Source organism: Arenibacter latericius DSM 15913, from assembly GCF_000424985.1.
Taxonomy (GTDB): Bacteria; Bacteroidota; Bacteroidia; order Flavobacteriales; family Flavobacteriaceae; genus Arenibacter; species Arenibacter latericius.
The window spans coordinates 1-18,333 of sequence record NZ_AUKX01000022.1 but is presented as its reverse complement, the minus strand read 5'-3'; the positions used below and the strand labels follow the sequence as shown (position 1 = coordinate 18,333).

Annotated in this window: 16 protein-coding genes; 8 read left to right on the top strand and 8 right to left on the bottom strand. The window is 37.1% G+C overall.

Annotated features, from left to right (window positions below; all coding sequences use genetic code 11):
- Positions 1-172 precede the first annotated feature (172 nt).
- The 5 genes from H344_RS0109260 to H344_RS0109240 all read left to right on the top strand — a co-directional run bounded on the left by H344_RS0109260 (position 173) and on the right by H344_RS0109240 (position 10,564).
- The gene (locus H344_RS0109260; RefSeq protein WP_034256370.1) at positions 173-682 is read left to right on the top strand and encodes a gamma carbonic anhydrase family protein; all 510 of its coding nucleotides are present in this window, start codon (positions 173-175) and stop codon (positions 680-682) included.
- A 196-nt stretch (positions 683-878) separates the two neighbouring features.
- Positions 879-1,766: an ACP S-malonyltransferase gene (gene fabD, locus H344_RS0109255; protein WP_026810062.1), complete on the top strand. Its 888-nt coding sequence runs from the start codon at positions 879-881 to the stop codon at positions 1,764-1,766.
- A gap of 249 nt (positions 1,767-2,015) precedes the next feature.
- Positions 2,016-7,607 (top strand): Calx-beta domain-containing protein, encoded by a 5,592-nt coding sequence (locus H344_RS21015; protein WP_026810061.1) that lies wholly within the window; start codon positions 2,016-2,018, stop codon positions 7,605-7,607.
- 8 nt (positions 7,608-7,615) lie between these two features.
- Positions 7,616-8,605: a PorP/SprF family type IX secretion system membrane protein gene (locus tag H344_RS0109245; RefSeq protein ID WP_026810060.1), complete on the top strand. Its 990-nt coding sequence runs from the start codon at positions 7,616-7,618 to the stop codon at positions 8,603-8,605.
- 27 nt (positions 8,606-8,632) lie between these two features.
- Positions 8,633-10,564, top strand: a complete 1,932-nt coding sequence (locus H344_RS0109240; protein WP_026810059.1) for an OmpA family protein — start codon at positions 8,633-8,635, stop codon at positions 10,562-10,564.
- Between the two features lie 81 nt (positions 10,565-10,645).
- Here the strand turns inward: H344_RS0109240 and H344_RS0109235 are convergent, their stop codons facing one another.
- The 5 genes from H344_RS0109235 to deoC all read right to left on the bottom strand — a co-directional run bounded on the left by H344_RS0109235 (position 10,646) and on the right by deoC (position 14,475).
- The gene (locus H344_RS0109235) at positions 10,646-10,840 is read right to left on the bottom strand and encodes a hypothetical protein (RefSeq protein ID WP_026810058.1); all 195 of its coding nucleotides are present in this window, start codon (positions 10,838-10,840) and stop codon (positions 10,646-10,648) included.
- 184 nt (positions 10,841-11,024) lie between these two features.
- Positions 11,025-12,275 carry an NRAMP family divalent metal transporter gene (locus H344_RS0109230; RefSeq protein WP_026810057.1) on the bottom strand — a complete coding sequence of 417 codons (1,251 nt, stop codon included), beginning with the start codon at positions 12,273-12,275 and terminating at the stop codon, positions 11,025-11,027.
- Between the two features lie 97 nt (positions 12,276-12,372).
- On the bottom strand, positions 12,373-13,017 hold the full coding sequence (locus H344_RS0109225; RefSeq protein ID WP_316929560.1) for a SanA/YdcF family protein: 645 nt from the start codon (positions 13,015-13,017) through the stop codon (positions 12,373-12,375).
- Between the two features lie 104 nt (positions 13,018-13,121).
- Positions 13,122-13,820 carry a purine-nucleoside phosphorylase gene (deoD, locus tag H344_RS0109220; protein ID WP_026810055.1) on the bottom strand — a complete coding sequence of 233 codons (699 nt, stop codon included), beginning with the start codon at positions 13,818-13,820 and terminating at the stop codon, positions 13,122-13,124.
- Positions 13,821-13,830: 10 nt separating this feature from the next.
- Positions 13,831-14,475 (bottom strand): deoxyribose-phosphate aldolase, encoded by a 645-nt coding sequence (gene deoC / locus H344_RS0109215; RefSeq protein ID WP_026810054.1) that lies wholly within the window; start codon positions 14,473-14,475, stop codon positions 13,831-13,833.
- Positions 14,476-14,767: 292 nt separating this feature from the next.
- Here deoC and H344_RS0109210 point away from each other — a divergent pair, with 292 nt between their 5' ends.
- Positions 14,768-15,613, top strand: coding sequence for a universal stress protein (locus H344_RS0109210; protein WP_026810053.1), 846 nt, complete (start codon positions 14,768-14,770; stop codon positions 15,611-15,613).
- A gap of 8 nt (positions 15,614-15,621) precedes the next feature.
- Here the strand turns inward: H344_RS0109210 and H344_RS0109205 are convergent, their stop codons facing one another.
- The gene (locus H344_RS0109205) at positions 15,622-15,891 is read right to left on the bottom strand and encodes a hypothetical protein (protein ID WP_026810052.1); all 270 of its coding nucleotides are present in this window, start codon (positions 15,889-15,891) and stop codon (positions 15,622-15,624) included.
- 180 nt (positions 15,892-16,071) lie between these two features.
- Between H344_RS0109205 and H344_RS0109200 the strand changes: the two genes are divergently transcribed.
- Positions 16,072-16,953 carry a universal stress protein gene (locus H344_RS0109200; RefSeq protein ID WP_026810051.1) on the top strand — a complete coding sequence of 294 codons (882 nt, stop codon included), beginning with the start codon at positions 16,072-16,074 and terminating at the stop codon, positions 16,951-16,953.
- Positions 16,954-16,991: 38 nt separating this feature from the next.
- On the opposite strand, the gene H344_RS0109195 is transcribed toward H344_RS0109200, so the two are convergent.
- Both H344_RS0109195 and H344_RS19960 read right to left on the bottom strand, forming a co-directional pair.
- The gene (locus tag H344_RS0109195; protein ID WP_026810050.1) at positions 16,992-17,399 is read right to left on the bottom strand and encodes a hypothetical protein; all 408 of its coding nucleotides are present in this window, start codon (positions 17,397-17,399) and stop codon (positions 16,992-16,994) included.
- A 252-nt stretch (positions 17,400-17,651) separates the two neighbouring features.
- Positions 17,652-17,999 (bottom strand): integrase core domain-containing protein, encoded by a 348-nt coding sequence (locus tag H344_RS19960; RefSeq protein WP_240484965.1) that lies wholly within the window; start codon positions 17,997-17,999, stop codon positions 17,652-17,654.
- 59 nt (positions 18,000-18,058) lie between these two features.
- Here H344_RS19960 and H344_RS19955 point away from each other — a divergent pair.
- A partial coding sequence (locus H344_RS19955) for an IS1/IS1595 family N-terminal zinc-binding domain-containing protein (RefSeq protein ID WP_026810636.1) occupies positions 18,059-18,333 on the top strand: 275 nt, incomplete at its 3' end.

The following is an 18,333-nucleotide window of genomic DNA, read 5'->3' as shown; positions in this document are numbered from 1 at the left end:
GGACTGTTATTTTTTAACCCTAATTTTCTGCTAAAGATAATTACAACTTATTTTGAATAGCTTTGTGTAAAATTAATCAAGGGTAGACAGGGAATATCACTAGTTAAAGGAATGGAGGTATAACTTTAAGTACGGATTTTTTTGTTGGAATACGAGAACTAAAGAAACATATATGATTAAAGCAGTGAATGGGAAATCTCCACAAATAGGTGAAGATTGTTATATGGCCGAGAATGCTACAGTGATTGGTGATGTTACTATGGGAAATCAGTGTAGTGTATGGTTTAATGCGGTGATTCGTGGGGATGTACATTATATAAAAATGGGAAACAAGGTAAATGTACAAGATGGGGCGGTTATCCATTGTACATATCTTAAATCCCCAACTATAATAGGAAACAACGTGTCTATTGGGCATAATGCTATTGTTCATGGCTGCACAATACACGACAATGTGCTAATTGGCATGGGAAGTATTGTGATGGACGACTGTGTGGTAGAAAGCAATAGTATTATTGCGGCCGGGGCAGTGGTTACCAAAGGTACTCGCGTTCCATCGGGGACCGTATTTGCAGGGATGCCAGCAAAGAAAATTAAAGATATTAGCGTAGAATTAAGTGAGGGAGAGGTGAAACGGATTGCAGATAGTTATGTGAAGTATTCCAGTTGGTTTAAAGAGTAGAGTTTTAATTCTAATTTTCTATCCAGTGTAATCTTCTAGGTGAAAAAATAGGGCTCCAACCTTAACTGAGAGTTTAATTATAAGGAGTATAAGTCAAATAATTCTATTTTTGCATTTTGAAATGTGATTTAGGCTTGGCATTTAGAATTAGGATGATAGTCTTGTCTGAGAAATTAAAATTTAAAAACAACAGATTATGAATGCATATATATTTCCCGGGCAGGGAGCCCAATTTGTAGGTATGGGATTGGACCTTTACGAAAAATATCCCTTGGCACAAGAGATGTTTGAAAAGGCCAATGATATTTTAGGATTCTGCATTACAGATTTAATGTTCGAAGGAACAGCGGAGGATTTAAAAGAAACCAAGGTTACCCAACCAGCCATTTTTTTACACTCCGTTATTTTGGGGAAGATTATGGGAGATAGTTTTGCGCCAGATATGGTTGCGGGCCACTCTTTGGGTGAATTTTCAGCCCTAGTAGCTAACGGAACTTTAAGTTTTGAAGATGGCTTAAAGCTAGTTTCACAGCGAGCTTTAGCAATGCAGAAAGCATGTGAATTGCAACCAGGAACAATGGCAGCAGTGCTAGGACTAGAAGATGCTGTTGTGGAAAAAATTTGTTCGGAAATAGAAGGTGTTGTAGTGCCTGCAAATTATAATTGCCCTGGTCAACTAGTAATTTCAGGGGAGCTTGCAGCTATAGAAGTAGCCTGTGAAAAATTAAAGGAAGCTGGGGCAAGAAGAGCCTTAGTGCTTCCCGTTGGTGGTGCTTTTCATTCGCCTTTGATGGAGCCAGCAAGAGAAGAATTGGCAGAAGCAATTAAAAACACAACTTTTAATACGCCTAGTTGCCCAGTGTACCAAAATGTGACCACAATTGCGGTGACAGACCCTCAAGAAATTAAAGAAAACCTTATTGCTCAGCTTACCGCACCGGTAAAATGGACCCAAAGTGTGCAGCAAATGGTAGCCGATGGAGCAATACACTTTACCGAGATAGGACCAGGTAAAGTGTTGCAAGGATTAGTGAAAAAAATCCATCGCGATGCGGAAACTGAATCCGCAAAAGTAGAGGGCTAATAATTTACTAAATAGAATTTACCTAAGAGGTAAGGGCTAGAGCGACTAAGATATAATTGGTCGGTCTGCTCTTACCTCTTGTGTTTTATAAGCTATAAAGCCTTTAGTAGACCTAAATTACCGTTCATCTGATAAATTCATATTTGACCCTAGTTTGTTAGGGAAGGGGGGTATTTTTTAGTAATATTGGTAGTCCCTTTCTTCGATATTACCCTTTATGTTAGGATTTGTTAATAGAGATTATCACTTATGAAAATGGATACCCTATTGAACGAAATTTCCACTCGTAAAATGGGCAAAGGTCTATTTAAATGGTCTTTGCTGATGTTTTTATTGCTATTTGGTGTGCTAGCCCAGGCGCAAATTATTTCCATTGAAAATGTAAATAACGGTTCGGAGGAAGGTCCCACGCCTGCTCGTTTTAAAGTTTCTTGCTTGGGGACGCTTATCGGGGATTCTACAATTGATTTGATTATTTTGCCCTCGTCTACCGCTACTTATGGAGAAGACTATGAAGATTTTGGTGTAAAGGTAGAACTACCAGCAGGTGTTAATTCATCCGTAAATGTAGACATTGCAATAAAGGATGATTTATTGGTAGAGGATACAGAAACTATAGTCATCCAAATTGTTAATGCAACTGTAGGGTTTATAAGTCCTACCCTTAACACAACTACTATAAATATCCAAGATAACGATGCCTCTGTAGCTTTTTCAACGCCGAGTAGTGAAGACCCTGAAAATGTAGGTGGGAATTTACCAGGGTTGATTATTAATGGTGAGATAGTAGATGTTGCTACCTCCGTAACCATAAAAGTAGATGCCAATAGTACCGCAACGGAAGGGGTCGATTTTTCCTTGGGTGATAATACAATTACAATTCCTCCAGGCGCTTATGATAATGAGTTGTTTCCGATAGACCTTACCATTCTTAATGATAATGTGGTGGAAGATGATGAAGACATCATCCTGAATATTACTGCATCTAGTGGAAATATTAATACTATTGTGGCTCCTACTTCTACAACGTATACTATTCTCAATGATGACGCTGAGATTTCTTTAGATGGGCCTATTTCCCAAATAGAGGGAGATACAGGGACAACAGAGTTTATATTTGGTATTACCCGAACTGGATCTCTTACTGGTCCTGCTAGTGTAAACTATGCCGTAGCGGGTAGTGGCACTAATGCAGCTAATGCGGCAGATTTTGGAGGGACATTGCCTTCTAATACAGTGAGTTTTGCAGATGGGGCTAGTACTGCTACTATTATTATAAATGTTAATGGAGATCGGGAACTAGAACCTAATGAAACTTTTACAGTTGCAATTAGTAATCCTTCTCCCGCAACAATCAACCTAGGTACTAATACTGCCCTGGGAACAATACTAAATGATGATAGTGAAATCTCTTTAGGGCAGGACGTTTCTTTGAACGAGGGTGATGCAGGTACAACTGCATTTAATTTTACCGTTACCCGTAGTGGAGACATTTCTAGTACCGCCAGTGTAAACTATTCAGTAACTGGTACGGGAGCCAATCCTGCCAATGCAGCGGATTTTGATGGAGGAACATTGCCCACTAATACTGTAAGTTTTGCTGATGGTGAAGATTCGGCTACCATTACCATCAACGTAAAAGGAGATCTTGTTGCTGAACCTAATGAGACATTTTTACTTGCCCTTTCCAATCCTGTTAATACCAGTATAGGAACATCCACTGCTATTGGAACTATTCTTAATGATGATAGTGAAACGATTAGTATAGGAGATAATGTGGAAAAGGAGGAAGGAGATTCTGGAACTACCTCTTTTACCTTTACGGCAAGTCGTACTGGAAATACTAGTTTAGAGGCGAGTGCTACCTATACGGTGTCTGCCGGACCTACTAACTCTGCTAATGCGGCTGATTTTGTTGGGAACGCATTTCCTACAGCTACTGCAAATTTTGCATCGGGAGAGGTCACTACAACATTTACCATAAATGTGAAGGGCGATGCTGATGTGGAGCCAAATGAAACATTTGTCGTGAAACTCAGTAATCCCAGTGTTGGTTATACGCTTGGAAAAAGTGAAGCGCAAGGCACTATTCTAAACGACGATTTAGACAAGATAACTATAGAAAAAGATATTGAACAAGATGAGGGGAATTCCGAGACTACAATTTTTGCATTTACTGCAAACAGAACTGGAGATAATACTGCTGCGGCCACTGCAAAATTTAAGGTGACTGCTGCACCTACCAATTCTGCTAATGGGGCTGATTTTGTTGGAAATGCATTCCCATCAGGTAATGTAAATTTCTTGGCCGGTTCATCAACAGCAACTATTGAAATTGAGGTTAAGGGCGATACCGTTGTTGAGCCAAATGAAACTTTTATTGTTACCCTTAGTGATCCCAGTGCTGGTTATGAGCTTGGCACAAACATTACAGCACAGGGAACCATATTAAACGACGATAGTAATATAATCAGCATTGGAGGGAATATTGAAGAAGATGAGGGTAATTCCGGAACTACCGCTTTTACCTTTAACGCAAGTCGCACTGGTGATACTAGTTTAGGGGCAAGTGCTACTTTCACCGTATCTGCCGGACCTACTACTTCTGCTAATACGGCTGATTTTGTTGGCAACGTATTTCCATCAGGTGCTGTAACTTTTGCACCTGGAGCCGCTACTACCACATTTGATGTGAATGTAAATGGTGATACCGATGTGGAGCCAGACGAAACATTTATTGTGAAACTCAGTAGTCCTAGTGTTGGTTATACGCTTGGAAAAAGTGAAGCGCAAGGCACTATTCTAAACGACGATTTAAACAAGATTACTATAGGAGGAAATGAAGCCCTTAAAGAAGGGGATTCAGGAACTACAATTTTTACCTTTCTTGTAAATAGAACTGGAGATAATTCGGCTTCAGCCAAGGTGAAATTTAAGGTAACAGGTGGCCTTACCAACCCTGCAAATAAATCAGATTTTGTTGGGAATAAACTTCCTTCTGGTGAAGTGAGCTTTCCTGCTGGTTCTTCCGCAGAAACCATTGAAATTGAAGTTAATGGCGATACTGATGTTGAACCCAATGAAACATTTGTTGTTACTCTTAGTGATCCTAGTAAAGGATATGAATTGGGATCAAAAATAACAGCACAAGGGACTATACTTAACGATGATATTAATGAAATAGCTATAATTGAAGGTGTAAGCCTTGAAGAGGGTGATGATGAGATTACTAAATTTAATTTTACGGTAACGCGTACTGGCAATGCTTTGGATGAGGTGAATTTCAATTATAGTGTGGTTCCAAGTGGAGAGAATCCGGCTAATGCAACCGATTTTGTTGGAGGTTTTTTCCCCAATGGAACTGCTACCTTCTCTGCTGGTTCTCATACGACAAATATTGAAATAGAAGTGCAAGGAGACCTTTCAGTAGAACCAGATGAAACTTTTACTGTTACGCTCTCTGTACCTCCCTTAAATTATGTGTTTGAAGATGGTAAAGACAAATCGCTAGGCACCATCTTAAATGATGACAGTTATGTAGTGACCATCGAAGCTACAGATAAAGAGGCTTCAGAAAACCCACTTAAATCGGGAACCTTTACAGTTGGTTTAAATATTAGAAACACCTCAGGGGAGGCTATTGTAGTGCAATTTGAGGTTAATGGTACTGCCACAGAAGGAGAAGATTATATTGCCCTTCCCAGATCCGTTTCTATTCCTGATGGGGAAATAAAAAGTACCATAACCGTAACGCCAATTAATGATGACGTGGTGGAGGCAGATATCGAAACCGTAAAGCTTACGCTTTTGCCAGGTGTAGGTTATAGTCTTGGTTTTCCTAAAGATGCCACAGTAAATATTGCCAGCGATGATGTAGGCGGTGTCTCTATTAACGATGTGGTAGTAGAAGAAAGTGCTGGGGTTGCGAAATTTACTGTAACGCTTAATGCTGCCGTATTATTGGGAACTGTGGTTACTTTTACTACTTCCGATAATACCGCAATTGCAGGAAGTGATTATCTAAGTAGGTCTGGAATCTTAACTTTTATAGGATTTAAAGGAGAGGAAAAGACTATTGAAGTACCAATTATAGATGATGATGTAGCCGAGGGAACTAAAACGTTTTTCGTGAACCTAGTAAATGCTACCGGCCTTGCTAAAATCATAAAAAATAGAGGGATAGGAACTATAACCGATAATGACAACTGTATAGAAGCTCCATTGATCAATGCCGATGTTTCTACCATTTTCTGCTCAGACTTTAGTCAAGATTTAGATGAATATACTAAAACCTCTATTCCATCGGGTTATCAATTGGTGTGGAGTAGTAGCGATGACTTTTCAAATATTGGGGCAAGGAGAAAAAGTAGTGTTGTAGATTTTGCAGCTTCGTTCTATGGTTATCTATATAACGAAGAAACTGGTTGTGTAAGTCCGCCTTTAGAAGTTACGTTGGTAAGGAATACTCCGCCAGAAATTTTAGATACTGCTGGCACCGTTATATGTGGGCGAGGTCAGGCAATTATTACGGCCTCTGCCTCGGACAACGGTAGTCTTTTTTGGTATGCTTCAGAAACAGATATAGATCCTATAGGGGAAGGCAGTAGTTTTACTACCCCTAATAACGAATCTACTACGGTGTATTACGTAGAAGCTTCGGGGAACGGATGTACTACAGATCGCGTTCCTGTAACCGTTACCGTTCAAAATCCCGTAAAGATTGGCGAAACGGTAAATACGGTTGCCTGTAATGTTAAGGGAGGAGGAGAAACCGTTATAGATTTAGACGATACTCGACTTAATGGAGAGGCAACTGGACAGTGGAGTGTAGTAGGAACGCCTCCAGGTTCGGTCACCATAAACGCAGATAATAAAGTAGATTTTGAAGGGGCAGCTATAGGAGAATATACTTTTAGGTTTACTACAAATACAGCTGTTGCTCCTTGCGAAGATGAAAGTGTAGAAGTGATAATATCGGTGGGTAATTGCTTTATAGATAGTGATGGTGATGGTATTTATGATAGAGATGAAATCACCTTAGGAACAGATCCATTTAATCGGGATACAGATGGCGATGGCATATCAGACGGAGAGGAAGGTGGTCCAGATATAAACAATCCCATAGATACCAATGGGGATGGAATAATAGATGCCTTGGATGCTTGCTATCCAAATATAGATGCCGCCAACTGTATTGTGGATCTAGAAATTAAAAAGAATGTAGATCAAAAGAATCCGGCAATTGGGGAAGAAATAACTTTTACTATTACCATAACCAACCATAGTACTATTATGGTGACGAATGTGCAGGTTCAAGATCTTGTAGATGCTAGTAGTGGCTTTCAATATATTAGTAGCTCTGCCTCAGCGGGAGTATATGATGAGCTAAGTGGCGTGTGGGAATTAGAAGAGATGATGGAAAAAGAGGTGCAGACGCTTACTATTGTTGTTGCGATACCTCAAGAGGGTAGTTTTACTAATGAAGCAATTCTTGTAGATAGTTTTCCCGAGGATGGAACTCCTGAAAATAATTCAGCTAACGTAACCATTACTGTAGGAGAAGAGACTCCTGAAGACTGTGGTTTTGTTTTTAATTTAATATCACCTAATGAAGACGGAACTAATGACCACCTTCATATTAATTGTATTGAAGATTATCCCAATAACACGTTACAGATCTATGATCGTTATGGCAACGAAGTTTTTACCGCAAGCAGGTATAAGAATAATTGGAGAGGAACAGGGAAGAATGGGGATTTGCCAAAAGGAACCTACTATTATATCTTAGATCTAGGTGATGGTAGAGCGGTTAAAAAAGGTTGGATCCAAATTATTAGATGATAAAAACTATGCAATATAAATTCTATAGTTTATTACATTATAAGCGTTTCTACGCTATATTTTTGTTGCTGGGGACACTGATGGCTTATGGGCAAAAAGAACCGCAGTATACCCAATATATGTATAATATAGGGAGCTTTAATCCGGCTTATGTGGGTACGGTTGAAAGGCCAGATATTTCTGGGTTATATAGGGTACAATGGACGGGGATTCCTGGCTCTCCAAAAACGTTAAGACTAGGGGTAAACCTTCCTTTTGCTAATGAAAAGCAAGGGTTGGGGTTTAATGTGGTAAGTGATCAGTTAGGGCCAACTTCCCAAACCTATATAGATTTAGCCTATTCTTTTCAGGTAATGCTCTCGGAAAATACTAAGTTATCTTTTGGTATAGATGCAGGGGGATCCCTTTTGGATGTTGACTATAGCAAAGGAAATTTTCAAAACCCTAACGAACCCCTATTAAATGGACAGGATACCTTTAATAAATTTTATCCTACCATTGGTGCTGGAATGTTTATGTATCAACAAAACTGGTATTTGGGGCTGTCTATACCCAATTTTCTAACCGATGGAATCTATGCAGATGAGGTAGCCAATATAGTAGAAGATAAAGTGCAGTTTAATTTCATTGGAGGCTACGTTTTTGACCTCTCTGAAAATTTAAAATTTAAACCTGCATTTTTAGTCAATTCTTTAAAAGGTGCCCCGATGAACCTAAATTTATCAACTAATTTTCTGATTAGTGATATAGTTACCCTGGGAGCATCTTATAGATGGGATAATGCGGTGAGTGGTTTGGCAGGGATACAAATATCTAACAATATCTTCATGGGGTATTCCTATGATTATAATACCAGTAATCTAGGGGAGTATAGTAAAGGTTCCCACGAGGTAATTTTAAAATTCTATTTAGGTAATAGTAGCTCGGATAACGAGAAAGGCGAGAATAATGAATTAAAAGGAAAGCCTAAGCAGATTGATAGTCCTAGGTTTTTCTAAAAAAATAATATAACATAATATAGTAATATGAGGTTCTGGAACTTATATCTATTATTGCTAATTATTCCTTCTCTATGCTTTGCTCAGCAAAAGCGTTCTAAGGGAGATATTGCATTTTTTGAGTATTCCTATAGTAAGGCTATAACAGAATATCAAAAGGAATTGCAAAAAGGACCACTTACTAGCCAACAGTACCTAAACCTAGCAGATTCTTATTTAAGGGTAGACAATTATAATAAGGCTTCTAAGATCTATTTGGATGTTTTTAAGAAGGATACCATTATGACTGCTAGTCATTTTAATAGGTTGCTGCAATCTATCCACAATACCTCGGGGATGGAAGAGGTGAAAACATTTTTACAAGACAATAAGCAGGTGTTCTCTAAGGAGTTATTAGAAAATGCAGAATTTAATTATGATCTTCTGTGGTCGGAATCGGAATTAGAACCAAATTACGCGCTTTATAATGTCAGGATTAATAGTAATCAGAGCGATTTTTCCCCTTCCTTCTTCAAGGATAAACTCTTGTTTTCCAGTGACCGGCCAAGAGGCTCTAAAAAGGTGTATAATCCGTCTGGTAATTCTTTCTTAAACATTTATGAGGCAGAGATAGATCCTAACGGGGATTTAAAATCGGTGAAGGAATTTGACGGCTTAAAAGACTCTCCCTTTCATAAGTCTACCCCATATTATTCTGAGGAAATAGATCGTGTTTTTTACAGTCTGTCTAATGCAAATGGGGATCAATTACTTTTTAGTCCAAAGGGGAAAAATGCTATGTCTATAGGAATGAGTAGTAGTAAAAATTCCCACACTTATATTCTAAGAGATTTAAATACTTCTTTTCATTATCCTTTTTATGAGGCTGCTACAGGCAAGCTCTTTTTTGCTGCGAATTTTGATGATAGCTATGGGGGAACAGATTTGTATTATGTGTACACCAACAATGGTATAATAATGTCTGCTCCCATAAATTTAGGGCCTAGGATTAATACTCCTGGAAATGAGATTGCACCTTTTGTTTTTGATAATACCCTCTATTTTGCTTCTGATGTTTTTTATGGCTTAGGGGGAATGGATATCTATAGAGCTAACTTTCAGGAGAATGATAATTTTAGTATTCCGGTAAATCTTGGACCTTCCATAAATTCTTCCGAAGATGACTTTGGGATGATTATAAAAATGAGTGATTCTAATGAATATGTTGGATATTTTGCGTCAAATAGATCTGGAGGAATAGGAAAGGACGATATCTACGGATTTCACATGCTAGAAAAGCCAGGACTAAAGACATTGGCGTTAAAAGGAATGGTACAAAGAAAAAATGATGGAGCGGTAATTGATGGAGCTGTAGTTAGTTTATTGGATGATGAGGGGAGAATTATAAAAGAAGTAACTGCCGGTGCAAATGGAAAATACGAACTAGAAATACCTTGGCAAGAAACGGTTGTCCTTAAAGCTGTAAAAAATCGGTATTCCACATATAATCAGCATTTAAATGCGGCAAGATTAGATACGATTAACACCTTTAAATTTAATCTAGAAATGGTAGCTATAGATGATATTGTTACCGAACAGGAAGAGCAGATGATGATAAAAATAAATAAATTCTTCTTTAATAAATCTAGAGCTGAGGTTACACCAGAAATTGCTAGGGAGTTAGATAAAGTTGTCGCTGCAATTAATAGCTTTCCTGAGTTGAGAATAGAAATAGCGTCCCATACAGACAGTAGAGGAAGTAATCGCTACAACCTAAATCTTTCCCAAAGAAGATCAGATGCCATAAAAGATTATTTGTTGGAACAAGGAGTTCCTGAAGATAATGTTGTAGAAGCAGTCGGATATGGGGAAGAGCGCCTATTGAATAAATGTAAAAATGGAGTTTTCTGCTTAGAAATGTTACATAACAGAAATGAAAGAACCAATATAATTATCCTAAATTACAACGAACTCTTCTGATCTAAAGTATCCTGAAAAAAATGGGAATTTAGTTGAGCTTCCTATAATAAAAGGAAGCGTTTTAAATAATCTATCGTAAGCTTACTTGCTTAATACACATTGCTCACAATCTTTTACCTTTCCGTAGTAGGTTTCTCTGTACTTGTGAATAGTGCTTATAGGGATAATCCCAAAGATGGCTTTTTTAATATAAGTTACATTGGTATATAACATACCCATCTTTTGGGTAAATCTTTTTTCTTGTTTGGTGTTTCTGGTTATGGTAATCAATTTCATTGTAATATTCCTTTGCATTAGGGGCAAAGATTGGGGATACAGAGGCCAATTACAAATCTAAACTGTTAATGATGTGTTAAAATAATTTTATTTAGGTTGATTTTCAATGGGTTGCCTGCTGTGCTGAAGAGGTGTTGAAGACCTGTTATTTGGAGCAATGTTAACCCGAAATGGGTGTATTTTTTTAGAGCAGCACCATCCAACAGTAATAGAGAGAAAAGAGGCTTAGGAATAGAATACCGAAATAAGTAAGGAGCTGTAGGCCCTTTTTAGGACGTTGTTCCTGGGGAATTTCCTGGCTCATTACATTCTTTAGATTCATATAGCCAATTATTGGAGCAACTACAAAGGATACAGAGGTAGCAATGGAGAGAAGCAATCCCATATTGGCTGCAAATATAGTAATGACCATAAAGTTTACTACTGCTAATAGAATAATAGTAATTGGTAAGCCCTTTTTCTTAATATTTTTCAGGCTAGGAAACAATAGACTTAGGGAGTCTATACTTACCCTGGCTATAGCATCGTGTGCTGTTAGGCAAGTGCTGAACATTGTTGCAAAGGCAGCTACAGCAATAAGTATATAGGCCCATACTCCAATACTGTTCGTGAATATTTGTATTAACTGATCGGCAAAAACAACCGAATTACCACTTAATTCCGTATTTGTTCCATAAAGGGTAAACCATCCGATAACAAGAAAGAATGCGGCTAGAATAGACGATATAAAATACCCAAGTCTAAATTCGGATAAGGCATCCTTTAAACTAGGTTTGTTAATAGTGGTTTTAAATTTTTCTACCGTCCATAAACTAACCCAGCTAGATGCTTCTACGGTTGTAGGCATCCATCCCATTAATCCGATTAAAAATAAGATTCCTACTTCATTAAATAATGTTGGTGGTACAAAGTCCACATTGCTAACAACTTTTCCATTGATTACAACCATAATAGTTGTAGCTATTAAGGCAGCAAATAATATGCTAACCACATATTTAAGGGAGGTTTCCAATAGGCGATAGCGGCCTAGGATAAGCAATAGGGATATTAGAACAAAGAGTCCGCCTGCAGCAATACTAACCTTGTCTGGTGATAACTTAAGTAAATTAACAAGCAAACCTGCCGTTACTACATATAAGGCAGCTAGTATGGTAAAAGTGGTTATAAAAGTGATGATGGAATAAAATATGAGATATCCTTTGCCTCTATTTAAATATCCTTCAATTAATGTCTTTTCTGTAATATTGGTATAGCGTACCCCAAATTCGAAAAAAGGGTATTTAAGCACGTTAGCCAACATAATCGGGATAATCATAATCCACCCATATTGTGCCCCTGCCTTGGTAGAAAGTACCAAATGAGATGTGCCTATGGCCATACTTGCAAAAAGGAGACCAGGACCAAGATTTTTTATCAATTTTTTAACCGCAGACATACTTGGTTTTCTATGGGTAAATATAAATAAATCTTAGATGGAACCTAGATCTAGAGGAATTTATGAGTTGGAAAAAATAGAAATTATTTGTTTAACTTTATCTAATCAAAATCTTTTCACCCATAAATCTAGGTTGGGTATCAAGTGCTAAATCGATAAAAACCTTTACCCTTGCAAAATACTCTCTGACTTGAACTTTTAGCCCGTGTTTTATGGGTAAATTTTCTGCATTAAACCCTATAGCATATAATCCTTTTTTCTCTGCCAAATAAATGGCTCGTTTATTATGGAATTCTTGTGAAATTACGGTAACCTCGTCTAAACCAAATACTGTTTTGGCGCGCATCATAGAATCTAAAGTTCTAAATCCGGCATAATCTAAAATGATGCATTCTTCGGGTATACCTCCCTTTATAAGATCTTTTTTAAAGACTATCGGTTCATTGTAATAGGGAGTGCCATTATCTCCGCTTACCAGAACATAATCTATTTTCCCTGCTTTAAATAAAGCAATGGTAGCCATTATTCTGTTGGTATAATAAGGGTTAGGTGTCCCCCCAATTAATTTACTGGAAGTGCCAAGCACTATTCCCACTTTATTCTTTGGAATGTCTTTTGTATTTTCAAAAGTTCTCCCGGAACTACCTACCTCAATGATAATGTTGCATATAATCAAGACAAGAAAAAAGCAAATTAGTAAAGTAATTAAGGTAAGTCCGATTTTTTTCCACATTCTTCCCATAAAACATTTTTAAAGGTAAGTATTATGTTTGGATATAGAAGGAAGGCCGATGAGGTTTCAAATAAACTCAAAAACTAGGGGTTAGAATATTTAAATTCGCAATATTAGGTAATATTAAGTGCTATTTCTATCATATTAGAGAACGTAGATTCTCGTTCCTTAGAGGAAGATTTTTCACCTGTTACCAATGAATCGGATATGGTAAGTATGGCTAGTGCATTAATTTTATGCTTTGCAGCAATGGTGTACAAGCCCGCTGCTTCCATCTCTACACAAAGAACCCCATGTTTAGCCCATACTTTATAGTCTTCGGCATCATCATTATAAAAAATATCCGAGGTAAGGATGTTTCCTGCCTGAAAAGGAATTTTCATTTTATTTGCGTAGTTGGCTGCCTGTTGTAGCAATTGATAATTAGCTGTAGGCGCATATTGCGAATGAGAGAAGGTATTGTTATTAATGGCAGAATTAGTAGATGCCGCCATGCCCAGTACTATATTTCCTAATTGTAAATCCTTTTGTAACGCACCAGCTGTACCTACTCTAATTAAATTTTTGGCTCCATAATACTGTATCAGTTCATGATAATAAATCATAGCGGATGGTACTCCCATGCCACTTCCCTGTACAGATATAAGTTTCCCTTTATAAGTGCCTGTGTATCCCAACATTCCCCTAACACGGTTGTAGCAGAAAGGGTCTTCTAAAAAGGTTTCGGCAATCCATTTTGCGCGCAATGGATCTCCTGGTAATAGTACGGTTTCTGCAATTTCTCCCTTCTTAGCTTCTATGTGTAAACTCATTCTTTTTAAATTATGAAGATTGTATCATCCTGATTCCAGAGGAAGTTCCTATTCTGGTGGCACCTAATTCTATATATTTAAGAGCTGTGTCTTTATCTCTAATGCCTCCAGAAGCTTTTATCTGTATGGCATCCCCAACCGTTTTTTTAAATAAAATAACATCCTCAAAAGTGGCTCCAGAAGGGCCAAAACCAGTAGAAGTTTTTACGAAGTCGGCTTTGGCTTCTACAGCTAATCTACAGGCAGTTTTCTTTTCTTCATCCGTTAAATAGCAAGTTTCTATAATCACTTTTAATATCTTATTTCCTATAGCTGATTTCACTTTGGCAATATCATTTCTTACCTCTGTTAATTTACCCGATCTAAGCCAACCAATATTAATTACCATATCTATTTCATCGGCGCCTTGACTTATGTAATCTGTTGCTTCCATAACTTTCGCCTTAGTAGACATAGCACCTAAAGGAAACCCTACCACCGTAGCTATTTTAATTGAGGAGTTTTTTAATCTAGATTTTACTAATGGAATGTGAGTCCCGTTTATACACACGGCTACGAAATTAAACTTTAGCGCATCATCACATAACTTAAGAATATCTTCTTCGGTTGATGAAGCTTTTAAAAGCGTATGATCAATATATTTTTGAAGCTGCAATTGATTACTTTGCTCGTTATTCTTTTCCATAATTATCAAATCTAGGTGTTTCTTGTTACTATTTTTATGATATAAATCAATTAATCATTTGTGGTTTTAGAGCTGACCATTATCATGAACTTTAAGACGGTAATCACCTATTTTATAAAGATAAATGTTGATGGTTCTTTCTTATTTCCATATTGCAAGTATCTAACAAGAAATAAATAGGTGTAAGTGAAATTAGTTTAAGGCTGAGTCACATTTTAAGTTCACTTAAAGATAGGGTGTTTAACGAATAAAGGATAAAGTGATGAAAATAATTTTATTACCCACAGATTTTTCTGATAGTGCCTGGAATGCTATGTTTACTGCATTAAAGCTGTATGCCGACCTTTCCTACCATTTTATTATTCTTAACTCTTATGAGCCTGATATAGCTAATATTTTAGGCGATAAAGGAAAGCAAAGGATTGGGGTGATTTATGACTCTATGGAAAAACAATCTCAACTAGAACTAGATAAAATTATCGCTTATTTGAGAGCGCATCACAAAAACCCAAATCATACTTTCGAGAAAGTTTCCATGGAAGATAATCTTTTTACCGCCATTAAAAATACTATACTCACCCATCATATTAATTGCATAATAATGGGGACCACAGGAGCAACAGGGGCAAAAGAAGTATTTATAGGCAGTAATACAGTTAGGGTATTAAAGTCTATTAGGAATAGACCCATAATTGTAGTTCCTAAAGAATATAGTTTCCAGCGTCTGAAGCGCCTTGTTTTTCCAACTAATTTTCTCAATTACTTTGAGGCTTCAGAGTTAAATCCCATGATAGAACTGATAAGGTTGTGGAATGCGGAAACATACGTTTTCCAGGTAGGAACGGAATTTATTCTTAGCGATTTACAAAACTCCAATAAGCTACTTCTAGAAAAGCATTTTTTAGGTATTAATCATAGTTTCCACAACGTTAGTTTTAAGAGGGATGTAGCTTCTGCTATTGCCAATTTTGCTAATACTAATACTGCAGATATGATTGCATTGATTCATTATAGTCATAACTTTTTTGAAAAGCTTACCAGAGAATCGGTTGTAAAAAAGATGGGATTCCATACCAATATACCGCTAATGGTATTAACTGAACACTAAGTGACCCCTTATGCCAAGGTACCTCTATTAGGGTCAGTTCCGCTATACTTTAGTGGGATACGGTTGGGTGTTGAATAGGATATTATAGGGAGACCTGCTTCCAAAAGTATTTTTTCTGCGGTCACTAAATCCATACGACCGTTGTAGTTGAAGAGTAATATTCCTTTATCCAAATCAATATCTAATATACGGACATTGAAAATGGGACTTAATACGTTTTTAATTTGTTCACCTTCCGATGCGGTTAATGGACTTTTTAATTTTGCTATTGCTTTCATGGCCTTGAATCTAAGGAATTTTTATGATATATGGATGAGTAGGTAATTTATGATGAGGCATTTTTTCTTCTTTAGTATTGAAATCAGGGAGATAAGGGTGAATTTATCTAACATTAGATGACTAAAATCATTGTTCCCTTAAATTTATAATAATATATTTAAAGATTAAACAATATTGTTATGATGAATACTATATTTTACGCTACCGACAGATCAGAGCGTGAAGTTCCAGTTTTAAAAAATGTATATAACCTCAGTGTTGAGCTAGGTGCTAAACTCGTAGTTTTCTATGTGCATAGAATGGAGCCTTTAAGAGTTTCTGTTAGCCGCCCAATCCAGCAAATAGAATACCATGTGATTAGGGAGCAAAAAGAAATCCTAGAAGCGTACTGTAGAGAGCATATTGGCGCTAAGTTTAATCCTGAAAATGTAGTTTTTGAGGTGGTTGAAGGAGATTCTATTACTAAAGCAATTTTAGAAAAGTCCAAGGAATATAGTGCCGATTTAATCGTAATAGGTAGAAAAGAAAAACATTCGGAACGTGGCTTATTTGTAGGAGATATTGGTAAGGAGCTTCAGGATAAGGTGACATGCCCGTTATTAATTGCTCCAAATATTAAAGAAAAATCGTCCATCAATACTATTTTATATGCTACCGATTTTGAGGAGGCCGATATTATTGCCCTGCAAGACCTAGCTTCAATGGCTAAGTTATTAGATGCTAAAATAGAAATAGTACATATATCTACAGAAAAAGAGTATGCCGGAGAACAGCAATTAGAGTGGTTTAAGGAAATGCTAGAACAGAAAGTAGATTATGAAAATATTGCGTTTAAACTTTATTTCTCCGATGATATAGAAGCTAAGCTAAGGAAGCTTACGGAAGAAATTAATGCAGATATTTTGGTTTTATTAGAACGAAAAGAGAAAAAAGGATTCTTCCAACGTATATTTCATAAAAGTTTAGTGAAGAAAATGGAATCGCATATCGCAATACCCTTGATGAGCTACAATGAGGTAAAAATTTGTGCAGCCCAAAAAAGTACTGCTGGTAAGGTCTAAAAAGTTTGTTTAAATTTTTCTGAGAGACTTACACTTACTTAACTTTGGGAGAGCATAAGTTTCAACTTGTTTAAAAATATTAACTCAGATTTATTTTTATGCGCATAGGAAGAGGCAATATCATCTGCCGTTTTCCATATGCGCTTTTTTGTTTGTGGGTTGAATAAAGAGGCATGTGTCTCGTAAAAATCTGCAAATTCTTTAAAGTACTCCTCTGCTTCTGCTTCCTTTTCATGTAACCAATCAAAAACAATTTCGATCTGGAATGCTGCATCGGTGCCAAACTCGTCCACCTCGTGGTCTGGGGATAGCCAATATTTTTTAACATCTTTTCTTAGGGATGCAATTTCCTTGGGCATAACCTTTTTATCGGCCATGGCGATGGAATAAAATAATTTGCCCAAACACTGATAGAACTCTTTTGCTTTTTGCTTATTATCTAACATAGTTTTAGTTTAGAGAGGGTGAATTATATTCAATACTAGGATGCTTATAAAGAAGTTCCTATGTGTTATCTTTCCAATTCGCAGCCGGGTAAACATAAGGCCTAAACTGTTTTTTATTAGGGTAGGATGTTTTCCCAAATTGGCAAACGGATAATCAGGTCAAATTCATTGCAATTTTCTAATACAGCTCGTTATACCTTATGTTTTGACCCCTATAAAACAAGAGTATTCTTTTAAATTTCGTTGATTAATTTAAGCGGTTAATTTTTTGGTTAAAATTTCATGTTTTTCAGTGTTCCATTTTTCCATGGGGGTAATTCTTCCCAAGAGTCCGTGTAGCCTTTCATTGTTATAAAACACGACGTATTCTTTTAAGATTTTCTCTATTTCACCAAAGGTTCTATATTCAAATCGATTAAAAACTTCTTTCTTTAAAATTCCGTGATAAGCTTCTATATGAGCATTTTCCTCCGGGGTTGCAATGTGGGTAAACTCTTGGCTCACGCCAATTAACCCAAGGTATTCCCTAACATTTTTGGCTATAAACTGACTCCCGTTATCACTCCTGATCACAATATTTTCAGGGTATTGGTAGTTCATAAACAATTGGGAAAGCAATTGGCTCTAGTTTATAATAGCTATTATTTGTATCTTTAGGTATGGAACTAGAAGAATTAAAACAAAAGATCCTTTCGCTTCCTCTGGTGGACAGGCGGAGATTGCTCAAGGATATCGAAAAGCACGATGTGACTACGGGAAGTCCAAGGGCACAGGCCTCCCGCCGACATCTTCTCGACAATATGATGGGCGAGTGCCCGCACTGTGGCCATACCAAATATGTCCGTTTCGGAAAGGACAAGGGTGCACAGCGCTATAAATGCAAGTCCTGCAAGAGAAGCTTTACCGAATATACGGGCACTTGGATGGCGGGGCT